Here is a 22,494-nt window from a genome sequence, read left to right on the forward strand (position 1 = left end):
CAAAGGAAGCAGGTGAAAGCGTGGACATTGCCATTCTGTCCCGGAACGCCCTCGAGGCCCAAGGGCTCCAATGGGTCATTGAATCGCATTTGAACGGGGTGCAGGTCGCCTTCACGGAAAAAGAAAGAGCGGCAGACTGCCTGATCGTCGATATGGAGTTGTGGACGCCTGAATTAGAGCGGTGGCTGTCTGCGTCCAACCAGACCTGGGTCGGGCTCTCCTCCGACCGGACTTTCTTGACCGCATACCGTGCCTTGCAGGGAAAAGCGGAAGACCTGCTGTTCCGGCCGTTTGATCCGATGGTGTTTATCAAACTGGTTCAGCAGATCCGGTTCCGGCTGCGCAATTCCCCGGCGGAAGCCGGATTGAATATCCGCCAGGCACTCGCCTATGAGGATTTCTTCAACCGCGCCGAGCCGCTCGGCGGCATCACGATGGCCGCACTGGTGGCTGCGGACAAGGAAGTTTACCTTGCCCTTTCCGAAGTATTGCGGGGCTATCCGTTCAATGAGCCCGTAGAAGTCTTCAATTTTTCCGATTTTGTGCTGATCGTCTACCGGTCGGAAGATGAAGAGGCATGCATGGAGGAATGCCGGAAGTTCTATGCCGCATGGAGCGGGGAGAGCGAAGAGCCGTTGTCAATTTTCGTCAATGCAAACCAGGGCGAGCCGGTAAAAGCCTATTACCAGACGACGCGTCAGATGACCTCGCTGATTTTCTACGAAGGTTATGACATCACCGTCCTTGGGCATGGGATGCTCCGGTGGACGGAACTCGATCCGTTCCTGACGCCGCTGGAACAGCGGATCTGGATAGAAATGCTCGAAACGAGGGACGCCCAGGCGATGCGGAAGTGGATGGAGGGGGAATTTCTCCATTACGAGCGCCCGTATCCGGATCCTGAAATGGTCCGTATCCGGCTGACAAGTGTGCTGGCCCAGGCTCGGCGGTACATGAAAGCGGTCGGATTGAAAGATGACCGCTGGGAGAAACGCTACCACGAAGTGTTCGAAGTCATCGTCAGAGGTCCGGTCGTCTACGGCATTGTCGACGAAACCGCCGGCTTTATCGCTGAATTGGCAATGGCGGAAAGGGAAGAGCCGGGCAAGGGGACAGGGGTGGAAAAAGCGCTGGAATTGATCGAGGCGAATTATTGGGATCCGTCCTGGAGCTTGGCAGCGTGTGCGGAAACACTCCGCATGGGCAAGAGCACATTAAGCCGGAAGTTCCAGCAGAAGACCGGCAAGAAATTCAGTGCCGCGCTGACGGAGCGGCGGCTGCAGGAAGCGAAAAAGCTGCTGCAGGAAACGCGCCTGTCGCTCGAGGAAGTCGCCCGCCTTTCCGGTTTCTCGAACGCTTCTTATTTCAGCGCCATCTATAAAAAGTTCGAATCGACCACGCCGTCGCTTTTCCGAAAACAGCATATGCAATATGTTCCTTGAGAGTTTCTTGCAAAAGAAGCTCTTTTTTTATTGTTTTAACGCAATAAAACAACATTATATAAAAATAAAGAATAAAAAAAGAAATAAATTATAAGAAATGAACAAAATTATAAAAATATAGATTGAATAGTTTCTATAAACTGAAATTAAGAAAAAGGAGGAGAAGAAAAATGAAAACCCTTTCACAAGAAAAAGTCGTCCGCTACCGCGGCACTGAATTGAATACAAAAGGCTGGCAGCAGGAAGCGGCGCTCCGCATGCTGATGAACAACCTCGACCCTGAAGTGGCTGAGCGCCCGGAAGACCTGGTCGTTTACGGAGGCATCGGCAAGGCGGCGCGGAACTGGGAAAGTTTTGATGCCATCGTCAAATCATTGAAAGAGCTGGAAAACGACGAAACGCTCATGGTGCAGTCCGGAAAACCGGTGGCAATTTTTAAAACCCATGAAAATGCCCCGCGGGTCCTGATTGCGAACTCCAATATCGTGCCGGCTTATGCCAATTGGGAGACATTCCATGAACTCGACAAGAAAGGCTTGATGATGTACGGGCAGATGACGGCGGGGAGCTGGATTTATATCGGCTCGCAAGGCATCGTCCAAGGAACATACGAAACATTTGCGGAACTTGCGAAGCAGCATTTCGGCGAATCGCTGAAAGGCACCATCACATTGACTGCCGGCCTCGGCGGCATGGGCGGGGCGCAGCCGCTTGCCGTAACGATGGCGGGCGGCGTCTGCATCGGCATCGAAGTGGACGAAACTCGGATCGACCGGCGCATCGCGACGCGCTACACCGACGTGAAGACGGATTCGCTCGATGAAGCGATCCGCCTGGCGGAGGAAGCAAAAGCCGAAGGCAAAGCGCTGTCGATCGGCTTGCTCGGCAATGCGTCGGACGTACTCCCTGAAATGCTCGAACGCGGATTCACGCCGGATGTGCTGACGGATCAGACGTCGGCGCACGATCCGTTGAACGGCTATATCCCGTCCGGCATGGCGTTGAATGAGGCAGCCGCGCTGCGGGAGTCGGACCCGGCAGAATACGTGAAGCGTTCAAAAGCATCGATGGCGAAGCATGTCCGCGCCATGCTCGAGATGATGGACCGGGGCGCGGTGACGTTCGATTATGGCAATAATATCCGCCAAGTGGCAAAAGACGAAGGCGTGGAAAATGCTTTTGATTTCCCGGGGTTCGTTCCTGCTTATATCCGTCCGCAGTTCTGTGAAGGGAAAGGGCCGTTCCGCTGGGTGGCGCTATCGGGCGATCCGGAAGATATCCGCAAGACCGATGAAGTGATCCTGCGGGAATTCAGCGCCAATACGCACCTTTGCAATTGGATCAAAATGGCGCAGGAGAAAATCCAGTTCCAAGGGCTGCCGTCGCGGATCTGCTGGCTCGGCTACGGGGAGCGCGTGCGTTTCGGGAAGATCATCAATGACATGGTGGCAAGCGGCGAGCTGAGCGCGCCGATCGTCATCGGGCGGGACCATCTCGACTCAGGCTCTGTCGCGTCTCCGAACCGGGAGACCGAATCGATGAAAGACGGCTCGGACGTAGTAGCGGACTGGCCGATCCTGAATGCTTTGGTGAATGCTGTCGGCGGTGCCACATGGATTTCCCTGCATCACGGCGGGGGAGTCGGTATGGGGTATTCGATACACTCCGGCATGGTCATAGTTGCGGACGGGACGAAGGATGCGGAAGCGCGGCTGGAGCGCGTGCTGACGACCGATCCGGGGATGGGCGTCGCCCGCCACGTTGACGCAGGCTATGAAATTGCTGAAAAGACGGCGCGTGAAAAAGGGATCCGCATCCCGATGATGAAAGGGGATGGCGGATACAATGGCTAAGCCGGTATGGATCAAACACGCATTGCTCGCGACATTGAAAGGACAGACAGGCCCGCGGTCAGGTGCTGCTATGAGCGAACTTGGCATCATTGAAGACGGCAGTCTTTGGCTGGAAGACGGCATCGTTCAGGCTGTCGGGACGACCGATGAACTGATGCTCACGTATGGGGAGCGTTCCGGTGAAGCGGAAGTGGTCGATGCAGCAGGCCGCCTGGTCACGCCCGGATTGGTCGATCCGCATACCCACGTGGTATACGGAGGCAGCCGCGAAGGGGAGTACGAGAAGCGGCTGAAAGGCGTTTCCTATATGGAGATCATGAATGCCGGCGGCGGCATCCATGCCACGATGCGCATGACCCGGGAAGCCTCGGCGGATGAATTATACGAACAGAGCCGGAAGCGGCTGGATGCTTTCTTGGAGCACGGCGTCACGACAGTGGAAGGGAAAAGCGGATACGGCATGGATCTTGAAACTGAGATGAAGCAGCTCGAAGTCATGAAGCGGTTGAATGCGGAACACCCGATCGACCTGGTGCCGACATTCATGGGCGCCCATGCGGTGCCGGCCGAGTTCAAAGGGCGGGAAGATGATTACGTGGATTATTTGATAGAAGAGATGCTGCCCAAAGCGGCCGGACTAGCGGAATTCAATGATGTTTTCTGCGAACGGAATGTCTTCACGCCTGAGCAGTCGGAGCGCATTCTTGAAGCTGGCAAGCGCTACGGGCTGACGCCGAAAATCCATGCGGACGAAATTGTTTCCTATGGAGGAGCGGAACTTGCGGCTAAAGTCGGGGCCATTTCAGCCGAGCATTTATTAAAGGCATCGGACGAAGGAATCAGAGCGATGGCGGAAGCCGGCACGATTGCCTGCCTGCTTCCGGCGACCGCTTTGTATTTGCGGGAAGAAGCGGCTGAAGGGCGGAAGATGATTGACAGAGGCGTCGCGGTTGCCGTGTCGACAGACTGCAATCCGGGATCTTCACCGACCGTTTCGATGCCGCTTGTCATGAACCTGGCATGCATTTCCATGCGCCTGACACCGGCAGAAGCACTCGCCGCTGCGACCTATAATGCGGCGTGCGCGATCAACCGCCAGGACCGGGTTGGTTCGCTTGAAACAGGCAAAGGGGCGGACGTTGTGCTGTGGGACGTGCATAGCTATCAGGAACTGCAGTATCTGTTCGGCGTGAACCATGTTGAGTCCGTCTGGAAAAACGGGGAGCGGGTGGTTGGATGAGCTATTTAAAAAAACCTGAATGGATCTGGCAGCCGGAAGGTGAAGCGACCCATGTGCATCAATGGGTGAAGCAGGAAGGGCAAGCGGATGTTGTGCTGTTTGGCGCACCATTGTCGCGCTCGTCGATTTCTGCATCGGCCGCATCCGAATATCCGGATGCATTCCGGAAGATGTGGAAGGGCTTCGCTGTGTACAACTTGGACGAGCGGGTGGACCTCAGCCGGATTTCCGTGCGGGATGCAGGAAACGTCTCTATGCACACAACGGATATCCTGGAATCGCACCGGCGGATCGAAGCGGTGGCCAAAGAGCTGGCAGGCGAAACGACGTGCATGATCGGCGGAGACCATTCGACGACCGCTTGCGCTGTCAGAGGCATCAAAGCCGCTTTCCCGGAAGAGACCGTCGGCATCCTGCAGCTTGATACCCACCTCGATGTCCGGGATCCCGCTGAGCTCGGTCCGGCGAACGGCACGCCGATCCGCCAATTGATTGACGGGGGGACGGTGGAAGGCCGGAACGTGGTGAACATCGGGCTGCACGGCTATTTCAACGCCAAGCCGCTCGTCGATTATGCGGATGCGCACGGCATCCACATGGTGACGATGCGGGAAGCACGGAAGAGCGGGATGGCGGCAGCCATCGCGGAAGCTGCCCGGAAGCTTTCGGGCACTGACCGGATTTACGCCACCATCGACCTCGATGTCCTGGACATCAGTGCGGCGCCGGGCGTCCCCGCTTCAACGCCCGGCGGCATGAAAGCGGAAGAATTGTTTGAAGCATTGCTGGAAATCGGCAAACTGCCGAATGTGAAACACATCGATTTTGTCTGTCTGGATCCCGCAAAGGATAATCATGTGGCCGCCACCGTTAAAACAGGGGTGTATGCGTGGCTGCAATTCATGACAGGCTTTGCTCTGCGGGCATAAACTAATGGAATGGGGATGGAGATATGGTGGTAAAAGGGATTAAAGAATCAGATTTTGTGCCGGCTAAAAAGACGGCGGCCATGTGGAAGTTTTTCGTATACAGTTTCATCGGTGCATTCATGTTCTTTGTTCCAGTGACCATTGCAGGGAAAAGTTCCATCATGCTCGACCATATCGTCACTTTCATCCGCACAAATGCCGGAGGCGCTGTTCCGTATTACGCGCTCGCGGTCATTGCGGCAGGCGCTCTTTACCCGTTCGTTTCCGGGACTTGGAGAAAATCGGCAGTGGATCTGGTCTTCTCCATGTTCAAGGTGGTCGGCCTAGGCGTCGGCATCATGGTGATGTTCAACATAGGGCCTGCCTGGCTCTTTGCGCCGGACATGGGGCCGTTTCTCTTTAATGCGCTGGTAGTGCCGGTCAGTCTGCTCGTCCCGATCGGAGCCGTCTTTTTGGCTCTGTTGGTCGGCTATGGCCTGTTGGAATTTATCGGGGTGCTGGTCCAGCCGATTATGCGGCCCTTGTTCAAGACGCCGGGGAGGTCCGCCATCGATGCGGCTGCCTCGTTCGTCGGAAGCTATTCGCTCGGCCTTCTGATCACCAACCGGGTTTATAAAGAAGGAAAATATTCAGCGAAGGAAGCCGCCATCATCGCGACCGGCTTTTCCACCGTCTCGGCAACGTTCATGGTCGTTGTTGCTTCGACACTCGGCTTGATGGATATGTGGAATACGTATTTCTGGGTCACGCTGGTGGTGACATTCCTCGTAACGATGGTAACGGTGCGTATCTGGCCGCTTTCGAAAATAAAAGACGATTACCACCCGGAAGCGACGCCGCAGCCGGAAGGGAAAAACGACGGCAGCAGATTTTCCAATGCATGGAACGAAGCAAGAGAGACCGTTGCCGCTTCCCCGAAACTCGTCGATAACATTATCCAGAACTTGAAAGATGGCTTCCTGATGACGATGGCCATTTTGCCGACCATTCTTTCCATCGGACTGTTGGGCCTTGTCCTGGCTGAATTCACGCCGGTCTTTGACTGGCTCGGTTATTTGTTCTTCCCGTTCACCTGGGCTATGCAATTGCCGGAACCGATGCTGATTGCAAAAGCGAGTGCGCTGGGAATCGCGGAAATGTTCTTGCCTGCCTTGCTTGTAGCTGAAGCAGCAATCATGGTGAAATTCGTTGTCGCAGTGGTGTCGGTATCGTCAATCGTATTCTTTTCGGCGCTGGTGCCGTGCATCGTGGCGACAGATATTCCGCTTTCGATTCCTAAACTTGTGGTTATCTGGGTCGAACGCGTAATCTTGACCATTGTATTTGTTACGCCGATTGCTTACCTCATCCTTTAGTGCGCTAATTCACTGCCGCTGTATCTTGTTAAAATTTGGTAATTAATCCTTGAGCTTTGTTTTCAGAAAATTTATACTGAGGATAATCGGAGATGCGGCAGCCCAAGCTACCGCATTTTTTTGAAGGGCGGGAATTTGAATGATTCGATTAACAGGAAATGATTTGACGATTGAACAGCTCCGCAGAATTGTTTTTGAAAATGAACAGATCGAGCTGGACAAGGATTCGATGGAGAAGGTCCGCAAAAGCCGTGAGGCTGTCGAACGGATTGTGGCTGAGAACCGGACCGTTTACGGGATCAATACCGGATTCGGAAAGTTCAGCGATGTGGTGATCGCCGAAGGGGATTGCAACCCGCTTCAATTGCATCTGATCCGTTCACATGCTTGCGGAATCGGAGCACCGTTTCCGGAGCCGGTGTCCCGGGCGATGGTCGTGCTGCGGCTGAATGCTTTGCTGAAAGGTTTTTCCGGCATCCGTCCGATTCTGGCTGAACGCCTGGCAATGATGGTCAATGAAAGAATCCATCCCGTGATTCCGCAGCAAGGCTCGCTCGGCGCATCCGGAGATTTGGCGCCGCTGTCCCATCTGGCTCTCGTGGCAATTGGAGAAGGGGAAATTTGGCGCAGCGGGGAACGTGTTCCGGCAGAAGGCGTTTGGAACCGATTTGGCTTGGCGCCGCTTGAACTGGAAGCGAAAGAAGGGCTTGCGCTGATCAACGGCACGCAAGCGATGACTGCCCAAGGGGCGCTCGCTTATATAGAAGCGGAAACATTGGCATACCAGAGTGAATGGATTGCAGCACTGACATTCCAGGCGCTCTATGGCATCACGGATGCATTCCATCCGGCTGTCCATGAAGCCCGGGGCTATAAAGAACAGACGGCAGTAGCCGAACGGATGCGCTGGTGGCTTGAAGGCAGCCGGCTGGCGACGCGCCAAGGCGATGTCCGGGTCCAGGATGCCTACTCGCTCCGCTGCATTCCGCAAGTCCACGGCGCCACTTGGCAAGTGCTCAGCTACGTCAAAGAAAAACTGGAAATCGAGATGAATGCAGCCACGGACAATCCGCTGATTTTCGAGGACGGGGAAGTGGTGATCTCAGGCGGCAATTTCCACGGCCAGCCGATCGCTTTTGCTGCAGATTTTTTGAAAGTCGGCATGGCGGAACTTGCCAATATTTCAGAGCGCCGCATTGAACGGCTGGTGAACCCCGCATTGAATGAGGGACTGCCTCCGTTTCTGAGCCCGCAGCCTGGGCTTCAATCGGGTGCGATGATCCTTCAATACGCGGCAGCGAGCCTGGTGTCGGAGAACAAGACCTTGGCGCATCCTGCGTCGGTGGACTCGATTCCGTCTTCAGCAAATCAGGAAGACCATGTCAGCATGGGGACAATCGGCGCACGCCATGCGCGAGATATCATCGAAAACGCAAGAAGGGTACTGGCAATTGAAGCATTCTGCGCCGCGCAGGCTGTTGAATACCGGGGAGCTGAAAAATTGTCCGGCCGTACAGCGGAACGCCTGCAGGCGATCCGGAAAGTTGCCGGGTCGATTGATGAAGACCGGATCTTCAATCCGGACATCGAACGGATTGCGGGCTTGCTGCTTGAAGAAGCGAAGCAAGGGAACCGCCAGGCAGTTGCGACGTGACCAGAAAGCCCGGAATTTTCCAGGCTTTCTTTTTTTTCGGGATTTTGGGGAACGGTTCGAAAAATGACAGAAAAAAGAACTTTTTACACATGCACAGGCTATTAATGTGTAAATTGTCGGAGAATAAGGTTCCTTTTTATCCAGAAAAGGTGTAGGATATAATAAAAATCAGAAATATCAAATAATAATGTTGAATATTGGCTGTCATAACCTTTCTTACATTAATTGGATTATAGCTGAATTCAAATATCCACTTTTTTTGCCGATGGTATAGGCAAAGTTTCACTTTTAATGCTTCTCTGCAAATCTTCACTCACACTCGATTAATATCCTTTTTTTCCCTTTATTGATCTGCATCGAATTTGCCCTTTCTGCACATTGCACCTTGATGGAATCTCTTGGAATGGAGTGAAGATAAATGGTCAAAGCACCGATGAAATTCAGCACATTTAAATCTTGGATAAAACCGGCGCTGTTTTTGAGTCTCGTCTTTTCTCTTGCCCAGCCTTCCTATGCAGCAGCGGGGACGACTGCGACTTCACTTTCCATGGCGGAAGCACCTGCATATGCCCAGTCTGATGTCCGTCTAGGGCGCAAACTGCTGGGTTTCTCAGGCAGTTACCAGGAAGAGTTCGATCGGTTTTATTTGCTCCTCGACCGCAAAGGGCCTTCCGTCTTCCCCAAGCCGTCGCGCTATTTGGCAAGTGCCCTCGCATTCGCGCCTGGCAGCAATGAAAGTGAGATGAACTTTTCCTGGTACTCTCCAGCAACCGGCACCCCTGGCGTCATCGAATACGCCAAAGTGACCAACCAGTTCTCCAAAGAAGCTGAGCCTGTCCAGGCGAAAAAGGCCATCGCCAGACTGGCTGAAGCATCTGATGGCTATTCGGCAAATGAAGCGGTAATTACAGGGCTGGAGCCGTCGGCTGAATATATTTACCGGTTCGGTGACGGTTCCGGAAAATGGACCGATACTTACCGGTTCCATACCCGGCCGCAGGATTCTTATAATTTCCTCCTCATGGGCGACCCGCAGATCGGCGCTTCAGGCAATTTGAATGCGGACATCGCCGGATGGAATGACACGCTGGAAAAAGCGTTGGAGAAATTCCCTCATACAAGTTTTATACAATCAGCGGGCGACCAGGTCGAGACCCGCTACCTCGAAGAAGAATACGATGCCTATTTCGCGCCGGAAGTCCTGCGGAAAATTCCGACCGCTACGACAGTCGGAAACCACGACAACACGATCCATTATGAATACCATTTCAACGTGCCGAACCAAAATCCGGAACTCGGAAATTACGACCGGTCGGGCGGGAATTATTATTTCACATATGGCGATGCGCTGTTCATCAACCTGAATTCGAATCAGACGGAAGCCGAGCAGCATATCCGCTTTATGGAAGAAACAGCGGCAGCCACTGACAGCCAGGATTTCAAATGGAAATTCGTTGTTCTGCACCATTCCATCTACAGCGCAGCCGTACATTCGAGGAGCGATCATGTAGTGGGCTTGCGCGAAGCATTGGTGCCGGTAATTGACCGGCTTGATATTGATGCTGTCCTGATGGGGCATGACCATTCTTATGTCCGGACCCATCAAATGCGGGAATTCGAACCAATTCAGAATTTGAAAGTGGAAGACGGGGCGGCAATCAATCCCGAAGGCACTGTTTACTTGACCGGGAATTCATCCAGCGGAAGCAAATTCTACCAGATGTATGAAACGCCTGAACCTTATGCAGCAGTCCGTGAACAGCTCGAGCTGCCGACATTCATGAATGTCGAAGTCACGCCGGCAAGCCTGGAATTCACGACGTACCGGACGGATACGATGGCAGTGGTGGACACCTATAAAATTATCAAGGATGAGTCGATCCAAGTGGTCTTCCCGGAGCTTGAAAGTGCTGAACTCACTTTAAGCAGCGATATACTCGCAACCGAGCCGACCGAGTTTTATCTGGAAGTGAAGCTTGATGTGGAAGGCACCAACGTAGAAGGCGGACCGTTCGATTTGTTCCAGGATGACGTCACTTTCAGGACTGAACCCGAAGGGCAGATTCAAATCGCGCCGACAGGGTTAGTTACTGCGGCAGAAAACGCTTCGCCGGGAGATGTCGAAGTCTGGGCGGAAGTCGAGGCGGACGGGAAATCCATCACGACCGACCGGACAACGATTTCGCTCGTTGAACATGCGGAAACCACCCTTCTGGAATCGGGCGCCGAGTGGGCTTACCTCGATGATGGCTCGGAGCAGGATGAAGAGTGGAGGCAGCCGGACTTTGACGACAGCGATTGGGAGGCCGGCAACGCACCTCTCGGCTATCCGGAAGAGGAAGAGCATTCAGATTACGGAGCTATCCAGACGGAAATCGGCTACGGGGATGATGAATCCGATAAACATCCGGTTTCCTACTTCCGGACTTCCTTCAACGTAGACAACCCAGATGAAATCGGCAATCTCGGACTGATCGACTTTGCGGCGGATGACGCAGCGGTCGTCTACTTGAACGGCGAGGAAATCGGCCGGTACAACCTGCCGGAAGGGGAGATCCCGTCCGATTCCTACTTGCTCGATTTTGCTGGAGAGGAAATTCCAGAAGAAAACAAAGACCAGCGCATCCGGCTTGATGAAGAAGCGCTCGGCCTTCTGGTTGAAGGCGAAAATGTCCTGGCCGTGCAAGTGCACCAGGACAGTCCGCAAAGCTCCGATGTCTTTTGGGAAATGAAATTCATCACAAACCTGAAAACCGGTTCCGGTGAATGAAAAAAAGGAGAGCCCGGCGGCTCTCCTTTTTACATTGTTCATTTTCGGAACAGATTCAATTTCTCGATGCGCCGGATGGCTTCGGCAATCCGTTCTTCGTCCACCAAAAGGCCGACGCGGATAAAGCCTTCGCCGCTTTCGCCAAATCCGCTTCCGGCCGCAACCGAAATATCCGCTTTTTCGAGCAGAAGGTCTGCGAATTCAACGCTGGTAAAGCCTTGAGGTACAGGAAGCCAGGCAAAGAAAGAACCTTTGGGCGCGGTGATGTCCCAGCCGATGCGGGCACATTCCCTTGCCAGAACTTCACGGCGCTTTTCATAAGTTTCCACCAAATCAGTGACGCATTCCTGGCTGCTTCTCAGCGCTTCGGCCGCTGCCAATTGAAGCGCAGGGGAAAGGCCGGCAAACAAATGGTCCTGGATGATATTCAATGCTTCGATCATCTTGGCGTTTCCGACAGCAAAACCGATTCGCCAGCCGGCCATATTGTAGGTTTTCGAAAGGGTGTACATCTCGATTCCGACTTCTTTCGCTCCTGGCGATTGGAGGAAGCTTGGCGGTTTTGCACCGTCAAAGCCGACAGCTCCGTAAGCGAAATCATGCACAACCGCAATGCCATGCTTTTTGGCAAATGCCGCTGTTTCGTCGAAAAACTCCGGCGTTGCAACTGCGCCGGTCGGATTGTTCGGGTAGTTCAAGTACATCAGTTTAGCGCGGTCAACTGCAGAAAGGGGCAATTCCCCGTAAACCGGCAAAAACCCGTCTTCTTCTTTCAACGGCATGGTTTCGAATTGCGCTTCGGCAAGCGGTGCGCCGGACAGGTAATCCGGGTAGCCGGGATCCGGCAGCAGCATAAGCTCTCCCGGATTCAAAAAAGCGAGCGGCAATTCGACAAGTCCGATTTTGGTGCCTGCAAGCACCGCGACTTCCGTAAAAGGGTCGATTTCGACATCGTATTCGCGCTTGTAAAATTCCGCAGCCGCGCGGTGGAGTTCCGGAATGCCACGGAACGGCGAATATTTATGGTTTTTCGGGTCCGCTACCGCTTCCTGCATCGCCTTGACGATGTGGGGAGGCGTCGGCTGGTCCGGATTCCCCTGGCCCAAATTGATGACGTCGCGGCCTTCGGATATGGCCTGGAAAGTCCTGGCGGCGAGCTTTGAGAAGAACTGCGGCGGCAATTGCTGCAGGCGATTTGAAAATTCCATGTATAAGTCCCTCATTTTCTTAATAATTGCACATCTACTCCAAATCTTATAGAGTTTAGAGTAACTTGTCTACTGGAGGGAGAATCATATGAAAATTGCATGCGTACAGATGGATATCGCGTTTGGACAGCCGGATGTGAACTTTCAGCAGGCTGCCAAATACATGGAGGAAGCCGTGCGGAACGGGGCAGAGACGATTGTGCTGCCCGAGATGTGGAACACGGGGTATGCCTTGACGGAACTGGAGGCACTTGCCGATAGCACGAACCGGACTTTGGACTTTTTGGTGGGGTTTGCAAAAGAGCATAATGTGAATATTGTCGGCGGTTCGGTCTCGACTAAAAAACAGGGCGGGTTCTACAACACGATGTATGTCGTCAATAATTCCGGGGAACTTGTCTCGGAATACGACAAAGCCCACCGATTCGGGCTGATGGATGAACATATCCATCTGGAGGAAGGAAGCGGGCTGGGGACATTCGAATTGGACGGCACGGTATGCGGCGGCGTCATCTGCTACGATATCCGCTTTCCCGAGTGGATCCGCGCCCAAGCGCTCAACGGTGCAAAAGTCGTATTCGTGCCGGCTGAATGGCCGGAAGCACGGATCGACCATTGGCGCATTCTGCTCCAGGCGCGCGCCATCGAGAACCAGTGCTTTATCGTCGCAGTGAACCGGGTCGGAAGCGACCCGAAAAACGAATTCGGGGGCAGTTCCATGGTCATTGCCCCTTGGGGGGAAATCCGCCTCGACATGCAAAAACAGGAAGGCATCGGCTATGCAGATATCGACTTGTCCGAGGTGGAGGAAGTGCGGAAGCGCATTCCGGTTTTTGCTGACCGGCGCGACCCGCTGTACGACAGCTTCAAGAAAATCGATTAGATCCAAAAAAACCGCCCTGATCCGAAAATCAGGGCGGTTTTCTATTGGACGGTTTTCACCATGTGATGGAACGGCTCTCCGATGATTGTCCAGGGTCCGGCAATTGTGTAGCCGAGCCGGCGATAGAGCCGGATGGCCCCTTCTTTCGCGGTATCCACATTCAGCGCCAGCTTGCCGCCTCCGTTTTTGGAGACCAGCTCTTCTGCATGGCGGAACAATGCGGAACCGATCCCTTTTCCCTGGAATCCGGGATCCACAGAAACCGTGTCGATATACCACTCGTCGAGATGGGCTTCCGGTTCGATGGTCCGGTCGTGCCCTTGTTTCTTCAATTCATCGTAAAGATAGCGGTCGAGCGCTTCGGCTTCGCTGCCGTGGTAAAGCACCAAAAGGCCCGCCACAGAATCATCCGCTTCTGCCACAAAAGTGAAGCGATGGCTGTGCCGGGTTCTTTGGCCGCGGACCATCGCTTCCACTTTCCCGAGGACGGCACGGGAATCATCTTCGGCGGTCATATGGTTCGCGATGCTGCCGATGGCATTGACGATGAGCGGTGCAGCTGCCTCGGCGTCGCTCGGCACTGCCTGCCGGATCGTAAGATTCATCTTCATCCACTCCTTTTGCTTGCGTAAATACGGAACTCCCTGAAATAATGGAGGAAGAACCGGAAAGCGGAAATTCCATTTGGATTTACAACTAATACGTTACCATTAAAGGAGAATAGCTGCATGGCTTTGCATAGTTTTCACTTAAAGGCGGATTGGCCAGGCCTCCGCAATGACGTCGGCGATATAGAAGCAGGCAATTTGAAGACCCGAATTTCCATCCCGCCTGAGATGGACGGCCCGGGAATCGGAACGAATCCGGACGAAATGCTGCTCGGTGCGGCCGCGACCTGCTACATCATTACGCTTGCCGCGATGATGGAGCGCAGCAAATTGGAGAAGGAATCGTTGACGATGGAGTCTGAAGGCATTGTCGAAGTCGTCAAAGGCGTCATCACTTATAAAAAAATCATCCACCGGCCGCTTGTGGTCCTAAAAGCAGATGCATCAGAAAAAGATATCTCGCTTGCGCATAAGCTTGCTGAAAAAGCGGAGTCCTCGTGTATGATCAGCCGTGCTATTAAAGGAAATGTCGAAATTGAATTGCAGGCAGAAATCATGCTGCTGGGTAACTGAATCTGAAAGTCCTGCTTCATTAAACTGAAGCAGGGCTTTTTTCTATTTTAATGGGTAACACCAGAAATAAAGGCTTTTTATATTAGGTCCATTAGCATAAGGATACTGAATATTATGAAACTTAAATACTGTTTTTACTTTTATGGAAGGATTTAACGAATACAAAACTGAATATCCTTTGGAACACGAAATTATTAAAGGAGGGCTTTGTCGAGAAAAACAACATCATTAAAGAGTAAAGAGATTACACAAAACCAAAAGGAGTGTTGGATGAATGAAAATGGAATATGCAAAACGGGGAAATGGAAAACAAAATGGGACAAAAAAGAAATTGATGGCTTTTTCACTGGCTGGAGCTTTGGTGCTCAGCGCATCGCCGTTTACAGCACCGATCGCGGAAGCTGTCGGAAACGGGCCGGGCTATGGCGGCAATGAAACGATCAATACGTCCATTTTGCATACGTACGACGAAATGGCAGATTTCCTGAAAACGCAGGAAGCCAAGCAAAGCAATATGGAACTGGAAGTGATCGGCCAAAGTGTGAAGGGGCGCGACCTGTATTTGGTGAAATACATGTCCAATCCGGAAAACCCGACAATCCTCTTCCTGACGCAGCAGCACGGCAATGAGCAGCTGACAACAGAAGGGGCGCTCGAGTTCATCAAGCACATGGGATCCGGCAAGATGAAAGGTGTGGCGGACAACGTCAATATCCTGATCGTGCCGATGCTGAATGCAGATGGAGCCATGGGTGATGTGGACTTTTCGCTGGAGGATTATGTGGCCAGCGGGGACCGGAACCTGACGCGCTATAACGCCCGTGAAGTGGACTTGAACCGCGACCATGTCAACAAGATCCAGCCTGAAACACAGGCGCTCCATACGAATGTGATGGCGAAGTACAATATCGACTACATGATCGATCTGCATCACCAAGGCACCATGAGCGAACGGGACGGCGAGCTGGTATCGGGATCCATCCTTTACCCGACGACACCGAATGTCGATCCGGATGTTTTATTGAAATCCAAGCAGCTTGGCGCCGTAGTTTTTGATGCAGTCGATTCGACAGGCTGGGGCCATATCGGCAAATACAACGGCGGAAATGCGGAAACGATCAGCCGCAACGGAATCGCCGTAGAATACGGCATTTCGACTTTGCTTTTTGAAATGCGCGGGATGTCCGACCATGAATACGAGCCATATGTACTCGGGCAGAAGAGCAACGGCTATTTGATCAAGCAGACGATTACGGCACTTGATGCTTCAGTGCGCGCCATCGCGGACGGCTCGATCGAACAGGCTGATATCTCTTTCTGGGATACATTGGCCACCCAGACAACACGTCCGTCAGACGAATAGGATCATAGCAGAAAAACAGGTAGAACTAGCTGCTTTTGCATTCAAACCATGAACGCCCGCAGGTCTGCGGGCGTTTTTTGTTGCGGTTCTATCAAATGCGATAAAAGAAAAATTCCTTTCCTTCAAAAAAACAGCAGCCTCACGGTTACCGATGCCTGCCGGCTGAGTGGCGTCAGAACCATCCGGCTTCTTCCACAGTTTTGTCTTCAGACATAAAATATCTTAGGGTTTTCCTGTTGATTGATTATTTCGCGTTTTCAGTAAATTAATAAGGGAATCAAGAAAATAACAAATAATTTAAAGACAAGGAGTAGAGGCATGAAGAAATCGAATGGAGACGAAACGAGCAAAAGCAGGCAATTGGACCAATTTCGTACGGATGACCGCGATCAGGCGATAACCACTAACCAAGGATTGAAATTATCGGAAGATGAGCATTCATTAACAGCGGGCGTGCGCGGACCGACTTTGATAGAGGATTTCCATTTTCGTGAAAAGATGACGCATTTCGACCATGAGCGGATTCCGGAACGCGTCGTCCACGCGCGCGGTTTTGCGGCGCATGGCGAATTCGAAGCATATGGGACAGCGGAGCCCTATACAAAAGCCGGATTCCTTAAAAAAGGGAAGAAAACACCGGTTTTCGTCCGCTTCTCGACGGTTGTAGGATTCCGTGGTTCTGCAGAAACTGTCCGCGACACCCGTGGTTTTGCGACAAAATTCTATACCGAAGAAGGGAATTACGATTTGGTCGGGAATAATATGCCGGTATTTTTCATCCAGGATGCAATTAAGTTCCCGGATCTGGTGCATGCGATCAAACCGGAACCGCATACTGAAATGCCGCAGGCAGCTGCCGCACATAATACATTCTGGGATTTCGTTGCCAACAATACGGAATCCGCCCATCATGTGATCTGGAATATGGCAGATCGGGCAATTCCGCGCAGTTTCCAGATGATGGAAGGCTTCGGTGTTCATACTTTCCGCTTTATTAATGATGAGGGCAAATCACATTTTGTGAAATTCCATTGGAAACCGAAGTTGGGAGTCCATTCACTGGTATGGGACGAGGCACAGAAAATTGCCGGCAAAGACCCCGATTTCAACCGGCGTGATTTATGGGAATCAATCGAGGCGGGAGATTTCCCTGAATTTGAGTTCGGTGTCCAGCTGTTGCCAGAAGAGGATGAGTTCAAATTCGATTTTGATGTGCTGGATCCTACAAAACTTTGGCCGGAAGAGGACGTTCCTGTGACGATGATCGGCAAGATGACTTTAAACCGGAATGTTGATAATGTTTTTGCGGAAACTGAACAAGTGGCATTCCACCCCGGCCATATTGTACCAGGGATTGACTTTACAAACGATCCGCTTTTACAGGGCCGCCTTTTCTCTTATACCGATACGCAATTGATCCGCCTGGGCGGGCCGAACTTTCATGAAATTCCGATCAACCGCCCTGTATGCCCGTTCCACAACAATCAGCGGGACGGCTATAACCGCCAGACCATCAATAGGGGCCCGGTAAGCTACCATCAAAATTCCATAGCGAACAACACCCCTGCACCTGTGAGTCCGGAAGAAGGCGGGTTCGAACATTATCAGGAAAAAGTGGAAGGCCGGAAAGTACGTGCCCGGAGCGAAAGTTTCAGCGACCATTTCTCTCAAGCAAAACTTTTCTGGAATTCAATGAGTGCTCCAGAGAAGAAGCACATCATTGAAGCCTATAGTTTTGAACTTGGAAAATGCGACATGCCGATCCGGGAAATGAATATAGACGTACTCAAGAATATTGACTTGGAGCTTGCCCGGCAGGTAGCCGGGAACATCGGAGTGTCTCCGCCTGCAGAAGGGGGTTCGGATAATGCCAATTCATCACCGGCTCTCAGTCAGGAAAACACTGCGAAACTGCCGAACTCCCGGAAAATCGGAGTGCTGATCGATAATGGATTCAATGGCAAAGAAGTGATGAAAGTCCTTGAAGAATTGGAAGCCCGGAATATGAAATACGAGACTGTCGGTGAAAAGCAGGGAACTGTCAAAGGGGCGGATGGCACAGAATTGAAAGTCGCCCATAATTTCTCCACAACTGACGCTGTCCTCTACGATGCGCTTTACGCTGTCGGAGGGCCGGACGTTTCGAAGCCGTTTGCGAAAAATGCCGCTAAATTTCTGGGGGAAGCCTTCGACCATTATAAAGCGATCGGGGCTGCGCAAGAAGGGGAGAAATGGCTGGAAGCAGCAGGCATGCTCGGCCAGCCAGGGATTATTACAGAAGGGAATAAACCGGACTTCGCAGAACGTTTGATCAAAGCCGTTTCAATGCATCGCCATTGGGACCGGGAAATCAATTGAGCCGCTTTCTATATAGTTGATATTTCAAACTGTGATTCTTTAGAAAAGTAAAATGGCATCGGATCAAACGATGCCATTTTTATGTGTGTTCTGGCTGCGGCTGATTTCCACGATCCTGTCAGAGGGATAGGTGAAAACGCCGGCCGGGGCGCTTTGTGCCGCATTGTGCATCGCAGCTGCTACGCGCCGGGCGCTGACCGGTTTGTATTTCCGCAATTTGCCGACCATCAGCGGGCTGTAGAGGGGGCTTAAGAATGCCGCAAGCTTTTCGCCAAGCCGGAATTCCTGCCGTTCGCCCATTAATAAGGAGGGCTGGAAAATATGGATCGCAGACAAGCCCGATCTCTTCAGCTGTTCTTCCATCTGCCCTTTGGTGCGGCTGTAGAAAATCCGGGAACCCGCATCGGCTCCGAGCGCCGAGACAACAAGAAAACGTTCCGCGCCCTGCTCTTTTGCCAGCAAGGCAAGCTTCACCGGGTATTCGTAATCGACTTTCCTGAATGCCTCCTGCGAGCCTGCTTTTTTAATGGTGGTTCCGAGGCAGCAATAGACGTCGGTGGCGGAAAGGTGCTCGCGCCACTGCTCCAAATGATCGAAATCGGCAAGGATCTGCTCCAGTTTCGGATGCCGGACGTCCATCGGCTTCCGGACTACAGCCTTTACTCGGGCATAGTTGGGGCTTTCAAGCAGAATATGCAATAATTCGCTTCCGACCAATCCGCTGGCTCCTGCGATCAACGCTGTTTTTTCATTTGCCATCATTCCTCCGCCTTTCTGTCCAACAGCCGGCTTGCCTTCCAAGCGCATGGCTGATGTGCATATCGAACCTATTTTGATTATACTACTGACTATTTCTGTTTCCAGTGGATTCTAAACTTTTAGGAAAGGGAATAAAAGATGCAAAGGCAGAAGAGGGAAGTGATGGCTTATGGGTGAAGCATTGTTCATACTTTTGTATTCCGCAATTATGTGGCTGGTCATTGAAATTGCCGTGGTGCTATTCGTTTACACCGGGCTCAACAAGCAAATCGCGCGTTTTCAAGTCATTTCCATGTTGACGGCCACCGGATTTACGACAGATGAGTCTTCACTGATCATCGACCATCCGATCCGCAGGAAAATCAGTGCGGGCGTCATCCTTTTCGGATATTTCTCGCTTGCGGTCATGATTTCATCAATTGCCGCCCTCTTGTCCAATGATTTGCGCGTCAATTTGCTGGGCATGATCATTCTGGTGTTTTTCGCCATTCTGGTCGTTTTGCGCAACCGGAGAGTCACCGCTTTATTGACCGACAAATTCGAGCATGAAATGGACACGGAGTACGATTTGGAAGATTGGCCCTTAAAGACGGCACTGGGCCTTGAAGACAACGATATGGTGGCGATGCTTGAAATTACGGAAGGGTCTGGCTATGAAAATGCAGCATCCGAAAACCTGCTGATGCGAGATGATGATCTCCATTTGCTTTTCATCAAGCGGGGGAATGTGATCCTCCGGAAATCCCTGTTCCAAGTGAAGCTGCTGGCCGGAGACCGGGTCATGGTTTTCGGCGATGAAAAAACGATCAAAGAAAAGTTTGGGGACATGCTGACCGAAGATGCCCGCTGAAGAGGGGGAGCGTTGCAGCTATCAAATCTCTTTGCTTTTTGCGGAGACGGGGTACAATAAAAGAAAGGGTAGAAATGAAAGGGCGTATCGAATTGAAACCAGTAATCGTGGCTGAGAAGCCGAGCCAGGCAAAAGCATATGCAGAAGCCTTCAAGACAACCAAAAGGGACGGCTATATGGAAGTGGCGCCGGATCCGATTTTTCCGGAAGGCGCATTCATTACGTGGGGCATCGGCCATTTGGTTGAATTGAAAGAACCGAAAGCCTATGACCCGAAATGGGGCAAATGGAAGCTTGATGCGCTGCCGATCCTGCCGGTAGAATACCAATTTCAAGTGGCACGAGGCAAGGCGCAGCAATTCAGCATCATCAAAAAGCTCATCAATGGGACTGATACAGTTATCAACGCATGCGATGTCGACCGCGAAGGTTCGAATATTTTCTACAGCATCTTTTACCAGACCGGCGCCAAGAACAAGAAAATCCAGCGGCTGTGGATCAACTCGCTCGAAGTGGACGAAGTGAGGAAAGGCTTCCAGCAACTGCGCGACAATAAGCAAGACCTGCTTCTTTACCAGGAAGCACGGGCGCGGCAGATCAGCGACTGGCTCGTCGGAATGAACGGCTCGCGCCTTTACTCGCTGCTTTTGCAGGAGAAAGGGATCCGTGAAGTGTTTGCCATCGGACGGGTCCAGACCCCGACGGTGTTTTTGATCTACCAGCGCGAAAAAGAAATCGAAGCGTTCGTGCCGGAGCCTTTCTACGAAATTGAAGGCGTGTTCCAGGCAGAAAAAGGGCGCTATAAAGGGAAGGCGAAAATCAAAGCGAAGGAACGAGTGGAAGCGGAGCAATTGCTTCAGAAACACAGCATCTCCGGAAAGGCGGACGGGGTGGTCGCCGGATTGAAGACAGCGGAAAAACGCATGCCGCCGCCGCTGCTCCATTCCCTTTCGACGCTGCAGGCCGCTGCCAACCGCAAATGGAAGTACAGCCCGGCGAAGGTATTATCGGTCATGCAAGGGTTGTATGAGAAGAAATTAGTGAGCTATCCGCGGACCGATGCCCAGCACATAACGCCTGCAGAGTTCGGCTACCTCGCAGGGCAAGTGGAGTCCTATCAGAAACTGATCGGCGCCGAATTTCCGGTTGCTTCCCGGACTCCAAAAAAGCGCTTTGTCGACAGCGCCAAAGTGCAGGAGCATTATGCGATCATTCCGACGAAATCGATTCCGACAGCACGGAAGCTGGAAGGCTTGGCGCGCGATGAGCGCAATTTATATGAAGAAGTCCTCCGAATGACGCTTGCCATGTTCCACCGCGACTACCGCTATGCGGAAACGAAAGTGACGACCGAGGTCCAGGGGCTGGCGTTTTTCACGACCGGCAAAACCGATCTGGATATGGGGTGGAAAGAGCTGTTTCCGCCGGCGAAAGAAGCGAAGCAGGAGCCGGCACTCCCGGAGCTGCGGGAACAGGAACCGGTGAAAGCCGATATCGGCATAAAGGAAGGCATGACCACGCCGCCGAAGCCGTACACTGAAGGGCAGCTGATCGCCATGATGAAAACCTGCGGGAAACTGGTTGAGGATGCCGAAGAAACCGAGATCCTCAAAGAAATCGAAGGGCTTGGAACGGAAGCGACGCGAAGCGGCATCATAGAAACGATCAAGCGCCATGAGTATATAAAAGTGACCAAAAACATTGTTTCCATTACTGAAAAAGGGCGGATCCTGTGCCAGTCGATCGAAGGGAATCTGCTCTCGAGCCCATCTATGACCGCGAAATGGGAAACATATCTTAAGAAAATCGGCAAAGGGGAAGGATCGCCCGAAGTCTTTCTTTCGACTATCGGCAAGTTCATCCAGAAGCTGCTGGATGAAGTGCCTGCCCAGATGAAGCAGAACGGGCTGCCGGAACAATTAGCGGCGCCGGAAGGAAAGGACGAAATCGCCCTGTGCCCGCGCTGCAAAAAAGGCATGATCGTCTTTCAAAAAGGGTTCTACAATTGCACAGAGTACGCAAACGGCTGCAAGCAGTCATTTCCGGCCACGTTCTTGAAAAAACGCCTCACAGCAAAGCAGGTGGAATATTTATGCACCAGAGGCAAGACGCCGGTCATCAAAGGGTTCGTCTCCAAAAACGGCAAGAAATTCAACGCAAAATTGGTTCTGGAAGACGGAAAGCTGAAAATGGAATTTTGATTCCTGCATTATCCGGGTATATAAAGGCTAACCTCTATTTGGAAGGATGAGTTGCAATGGAAACAATCACGATATTTGTCAAAGAAGCGATTTCCGAAAAGCCGATCCAGGAGCTGGAAGCTGTCGTGTCAACGATAGAAGGCGTAGAACGGGCATTGGTGGATACGGGAGATGGAGAAGTCAAAATCACTTTTGACACCAAGCGATTGTCGAAAGAGGAGATTTTCAAGAAAATCCGGGAAGACGGTTTCCATATTGTGGATGATTCCGGGCAGTGAATCCCTTTACGCGGGAATAGAAGTAAGGTAAGATGGATATACCCGGAAAACAATAGCGTTTCCGATTTGGAAGAGCAAGCTGAATGAAACAAACGAAGAACATCCGGCATCCAACCGTTTGGAGCCTTTTAAAAGCGAATAATTTGGTGACATGTTTCAGACAGTAGAGC

Annotated in this window: 17 protein-coding genes; 14 read left to right on the forward strand and 3 right to left on the reverse strand. The window is 52.2% G+C overall.

The window, feature by feature from the left end:
* Window positions 1-20: 20 nt before the first annotated feature.
* The 7 genes from ACTL32_RS06195 (at window position 21) to ACTL32_RS06225 (ending at window position 11,243) form a co-directional block, all read left to right on the forward strand.
* Entirely contained in the window at window positions 21-1,442 is a 1,422-nt protein-coding gene (locus tag ACTL32_RS06195) for a helix-turn-helix transcriptional regulator (RefSeq protein WP_441340647.1), read from the forward strand.
* A 170-nt stretch (window positions 1,443-1,612) separates the two neighbouring features.
* Entirely contained in the window at window positions 1,613-3,295 is a 1,683-nt protein-coding gene (gene hutU, locus ACTL32_RS06200) for a urocanate hydratase (RefSeq protein WP_441340648.1), read from the forward strand.
* Window positions 3,288-4,535, forward strand: a complete 1,248-nt coding sequence (hutI, locus tag ACTL32_RS06205) for an imidazolonepropionase (RefSeq protein ID WP_441340649.1) — start codon at window positions 3,288-3,290, stop codon at window positions 4,533-4,535. Before hutU ends, hutI begins: the two co-directional genes overlap by 8 nt.
* Complete coding sequence (locus ACTL32_RS06210; RefSeq protein WP_441340650.1) at window positions 4,532-5,464, forward strand: agmatinase family protein; 933 nt, start codon at window positions 4,532-4,534, stop codon at window positions 5,462-5,464. The genes hutI and ACTL32_RS06210 overlap by 4 nt, the downstream gene beginning before the upstream one ends.
* Before the next feature lie 23 nt (window positions 5,465-5,487).
* On the forward strand, window positions 5,488-6,819 hold the full coding sequence (locus tag ACTL32_RS06215; protein ID WP_441340651.1) for a YjiH family protein: 1,332 nt from the start codon (window positions 5,488-5,490) through the stop codon (window positions 6,817-6,819).
* Between the two features lie 139 nt (window positions 6,820-6,958).
* A complete protein-coding gene (gene hutH / locus ACTL32_RS06220; protein ID WP_441340652.1) occupies window positions 6,959-8,473 on the forward strand; it encodes a histidine ammonia-lyase in 1,515 nt (504 codons plus the stop codon).
* Window positions 8,474-8,891: 418 nt separating this feature from the next.
* Window positions 8,892-11,243, forward strand: coding sequence for a fibronectin type III domain-containing protein (locus ACTL32_RS06225; protein ID WP_441340653.1), 2,352 nt, complete (start codon window positions 8,892-8,894; stop codon window positions 11,241-11,243).
* A gap of 38 nt (window positions 11,244-11,281) precedes the next feature.
* Here the strand turns inward: ACTL32_RS06225 and ACTL32_RS06230 are convergent, their stop codons facing one another.
* Window positions 11,282-12,451: a pyridoxal phosphate-dependent aminotransferase gene (locus ACTL32_RS06230; protein WP_441340654.1), complete on the reverse strand. Its 1,170-nt coding sequence runs from the start codon at window positions 12,449-12,451 to the stop codon at window positions 11,282-11,284.
* An 88-nt stretch (window positions 12,452-12,539) separates the two neighbouring features.
* On the opposite strand from ACTL32_RS06230, the gene ACTL32_RS06235 reads away from it, so the two are divergent.
* Window positions 12,540-13,334, forward strand: coding sequence for a carbon-nitrogen family hydrolase (locus tag ACTL32_RS06235; protein ID WP_441340655.1), 795 nt, complete (start codon window positions 12,540-12,542; stop codon window positions 13,332-13,334).
* A 41-nt stretch (window positions 13,335-13,375) separates the two neighbouring features.
* On the opposite strand, the gene ACTL32_RS06240 is transcribed toward ACTL32_RS06235, so the two are convergent.
* On the reverse strand, window positions 13,376-13,939 hold the full coding sequence (locus ACTL32_RS06240; protein WP_441340656.1) for a GNAT family N-acetyltransferase: 564 nt from the start codon (window positions 13,937-13,939) through the stop codon (window positions 13,376-13,378).
* A 123-nt stretch (window positions 13,940-14,062) separates the two neighbouring features.
* Here ACTL32_RS06240 and ACTL32_RS06245 point away from each other — a divergent pair, with 123 nt between their 5' ends.
* From ACTL32_RS06245 to ACTL32_RS06255, 3 genes are all read left to right on the forward strand, one after another.
* Window positions 14,063-14,515, forward strand: coding sequence for an OsmC family protein (locus ACTL32_RS06245; RefSeq protein WP_441340657.1), 453 nt, complete (start codon window positions 14,063-14,065; stop codon window positions 14,513-14,515).
* Between the two features lie 334 nt (window positions 14,516-14,849).
* Complete coding sequence (locus ACTL32_RS06250) at window positions 14,850-15,878, forward strand: M14 family zinc carboxypeptidase (RefSeq protein WP_441340693.1); 1,029 nt, start codon at window positions 14,850-14,852, stop codon at window positions 15,876-15,878.
* Window positions 15,879-16,196: 318 nt separating this feature from the next.
* Complete coding sequence (locus tag ACTL32_RS06255; RefSeq protein WP_441340658.1) at window positions 16,197-18,236, forward strand: catalase; 2,040 nt, start codon at window positions 16,197-16,199, stop codon at window positions 18,234-18,236.
* A gap of 63 nt (window positions 18,237-18,299) precedes the next feature.
* On the opposite strand, the gene ACTL32_RS06260 is transcribed toward ACTL32_RS06255, so the two are convergent.
* Window positions 18,300-18,995 carry an oxidoreductase gene (locus ACTL32_RS06260; protein ID WP_441340659.1) on the reverse strand — a complete coding sequence of 232 codons (696 nt, stop codon included), beginning with the start codon at window positions 18,993-18,995 and terminating at the stop codon, window positions 18,300-18,302.
* Between the two features lie 169 nt (window positions 18,996-19,164).
* Between ACTL32_RS06260 and ACTL32_RS06265 the strand changes: the two genes are divergently transcribed.
* From ACTL32_RS06265 to ACTL32_RS06275, 3 genes are all read left to right on the forward strand, one after another.
* Window positions 19,165-19,845: a TrkA C-terminal domain-containing protein gene (locus tag ACTL32_RS06265; protein WP_441340660.1), complete on the forward strand. Its 681-nt coding sequence runs from the start codon at window positions 19,165-19,167 to the stop codon at window positions 19,843-19,845.
* A 92-nt stretch (window positions 19,846-19,937) separates the two neighbouring features.
* Window positions 19,938-22,046 (forward strand): DNA topoisomerase III, encoded by a 2,109-nt coding sequence (topB, locus tag ACTL32_RS06270; RefSeq protein ID WP_441340661.1) that lies wholly within the window; start codon window positions 19,938-19,940, stop codon window positions 22,044-22,046.
* Window positions 22,047-22,102: 56 nt separating this feature from the next.
* Window positions 22,103-22,324, forward strand: a complete 222-nt coding sequence (locus tag ACTL32_RS06275; protein WP_441340662.1) for a heavy-metal-associated domain-containing protein — start codon at window positions 22,103-22,105, stop codon at window positions 22,322-22,324.
* Window positions 22,325-22,494: the final 170 nt, after the last annotated feature.

Origin of the sequence: Planococcus sp. FY231025, from assembly GCF_052078085.1 — a bacterium.
Taxonomy (GTDB): domain Bacteria; phylum Bacillota; class Bacilli; order Bacillales_A; family Planococcaceae; genus Planococcus.

Bases quoted from the DNA above. Each gene is read 5' to 3' on its own strand.
- hutU (WP_441340648.1), top strand. From the start codon at position 1,613: ATGAAAACCCTTTCACAAGAAAAAGTCGTCCGCTACCGCGGCACTGAA.
- hutI (WP_441340649.1), top strand. From the start codon at position 3,288: ATGGCTAAGCCGGTATGGATCAAACACGCATTGCTCGCGACATTGAAA.
- ACTL32_RS06210 (WP_441340650.1), top strand. From the start codon at position 4,532: ATGAGCTATTTAAAAAAACCTGAATGGATCTGGCAGCCGGAAGGTGAA.
- ACTL32_RS06215 (WP_441340651.1), top strand. From the start codon at position 5,488: ATGGTGGTAAAAGGGATTAAAGAATCAGATTTTGTGCCGGCTAAAAAG.
- hutH (WP_441340652.1), top strand. From the start codon at position 6,959: ATGATTCGATTAACAGGAAATGATTTGACGATTGAACAGCTCCGCAGA.
- ACTL32_RS06225 (WP_441340653.1), top strand. From the start codon at position 8,892: ATGGTCAAAGCACCGATGAAATTCAGCACATTTAAATCTTGGATAAAA.
- ACTL32_RS06230 (WP_441340654.1), bottom strand. From the start codon at position 12,451: ATGGAATTTTCAAATCGCCTGCAGCAATTGCCGCCGCAGTTCTTCTCA.
- ACTL32_RS06235 (WP_441340655.1), top strand. From the start codon at position 12,540: ATGAAAATTGCATGCGTACAGATGGATATCGCGTTTGGACAGCCGGAT.
- ACTL32_RS06240 (WP_441340656.1), bottom strand. From the start codon at position 13,939: ATGAATCTTACGATCCGGCAGGCAGTGCCGAGCGACGCCGAGGCAGCT.
- ACTL32_RS06245 (WP_441340657.1), top strand. From the start codon at position 14,063: ATGGCTTTGCATAGTTTTCACTTAAAGGCGGATTGGCCAGGCCTCCGC.
- ACTL32_RS06250 (WP_441340693.1), top strand. From the start codon at position 14,850: ATGGCTTTTTCACTGGCTGGAGCTTTGGTGCTCAGCGCATCGCCGTTT.
- ACTL32_RS06255 (WP_441340658.1), top strand. From the start codon at position 16,197: ATGAAGAAATCGAATGGAGACGAAACGAGCAAAAGCAGGCAATTGGAC.
- ACTL32_RS06260 (WP_441340659.1), bottom strand. From the start codon at position 18,995: ATGGCAAATGAAAAAACAGCGTTGATCGCAGGAGCCAGCGGATTGGTC.
- ACTL32_RS06265 (WP_441340660.1), top strand. From the start codon at position 19,165: ATGGGTGAAGCATTGTTCATACTTTTGTATTCCGCAATTATGTGGCTG.
- ACTL32_RS06275 (WP_441340662.1), top strand. From the start codon at position 22,103: ATGGAAACAATCACGATATTTGTCAAAGAAGCGATTTCCGAAAAGCCG.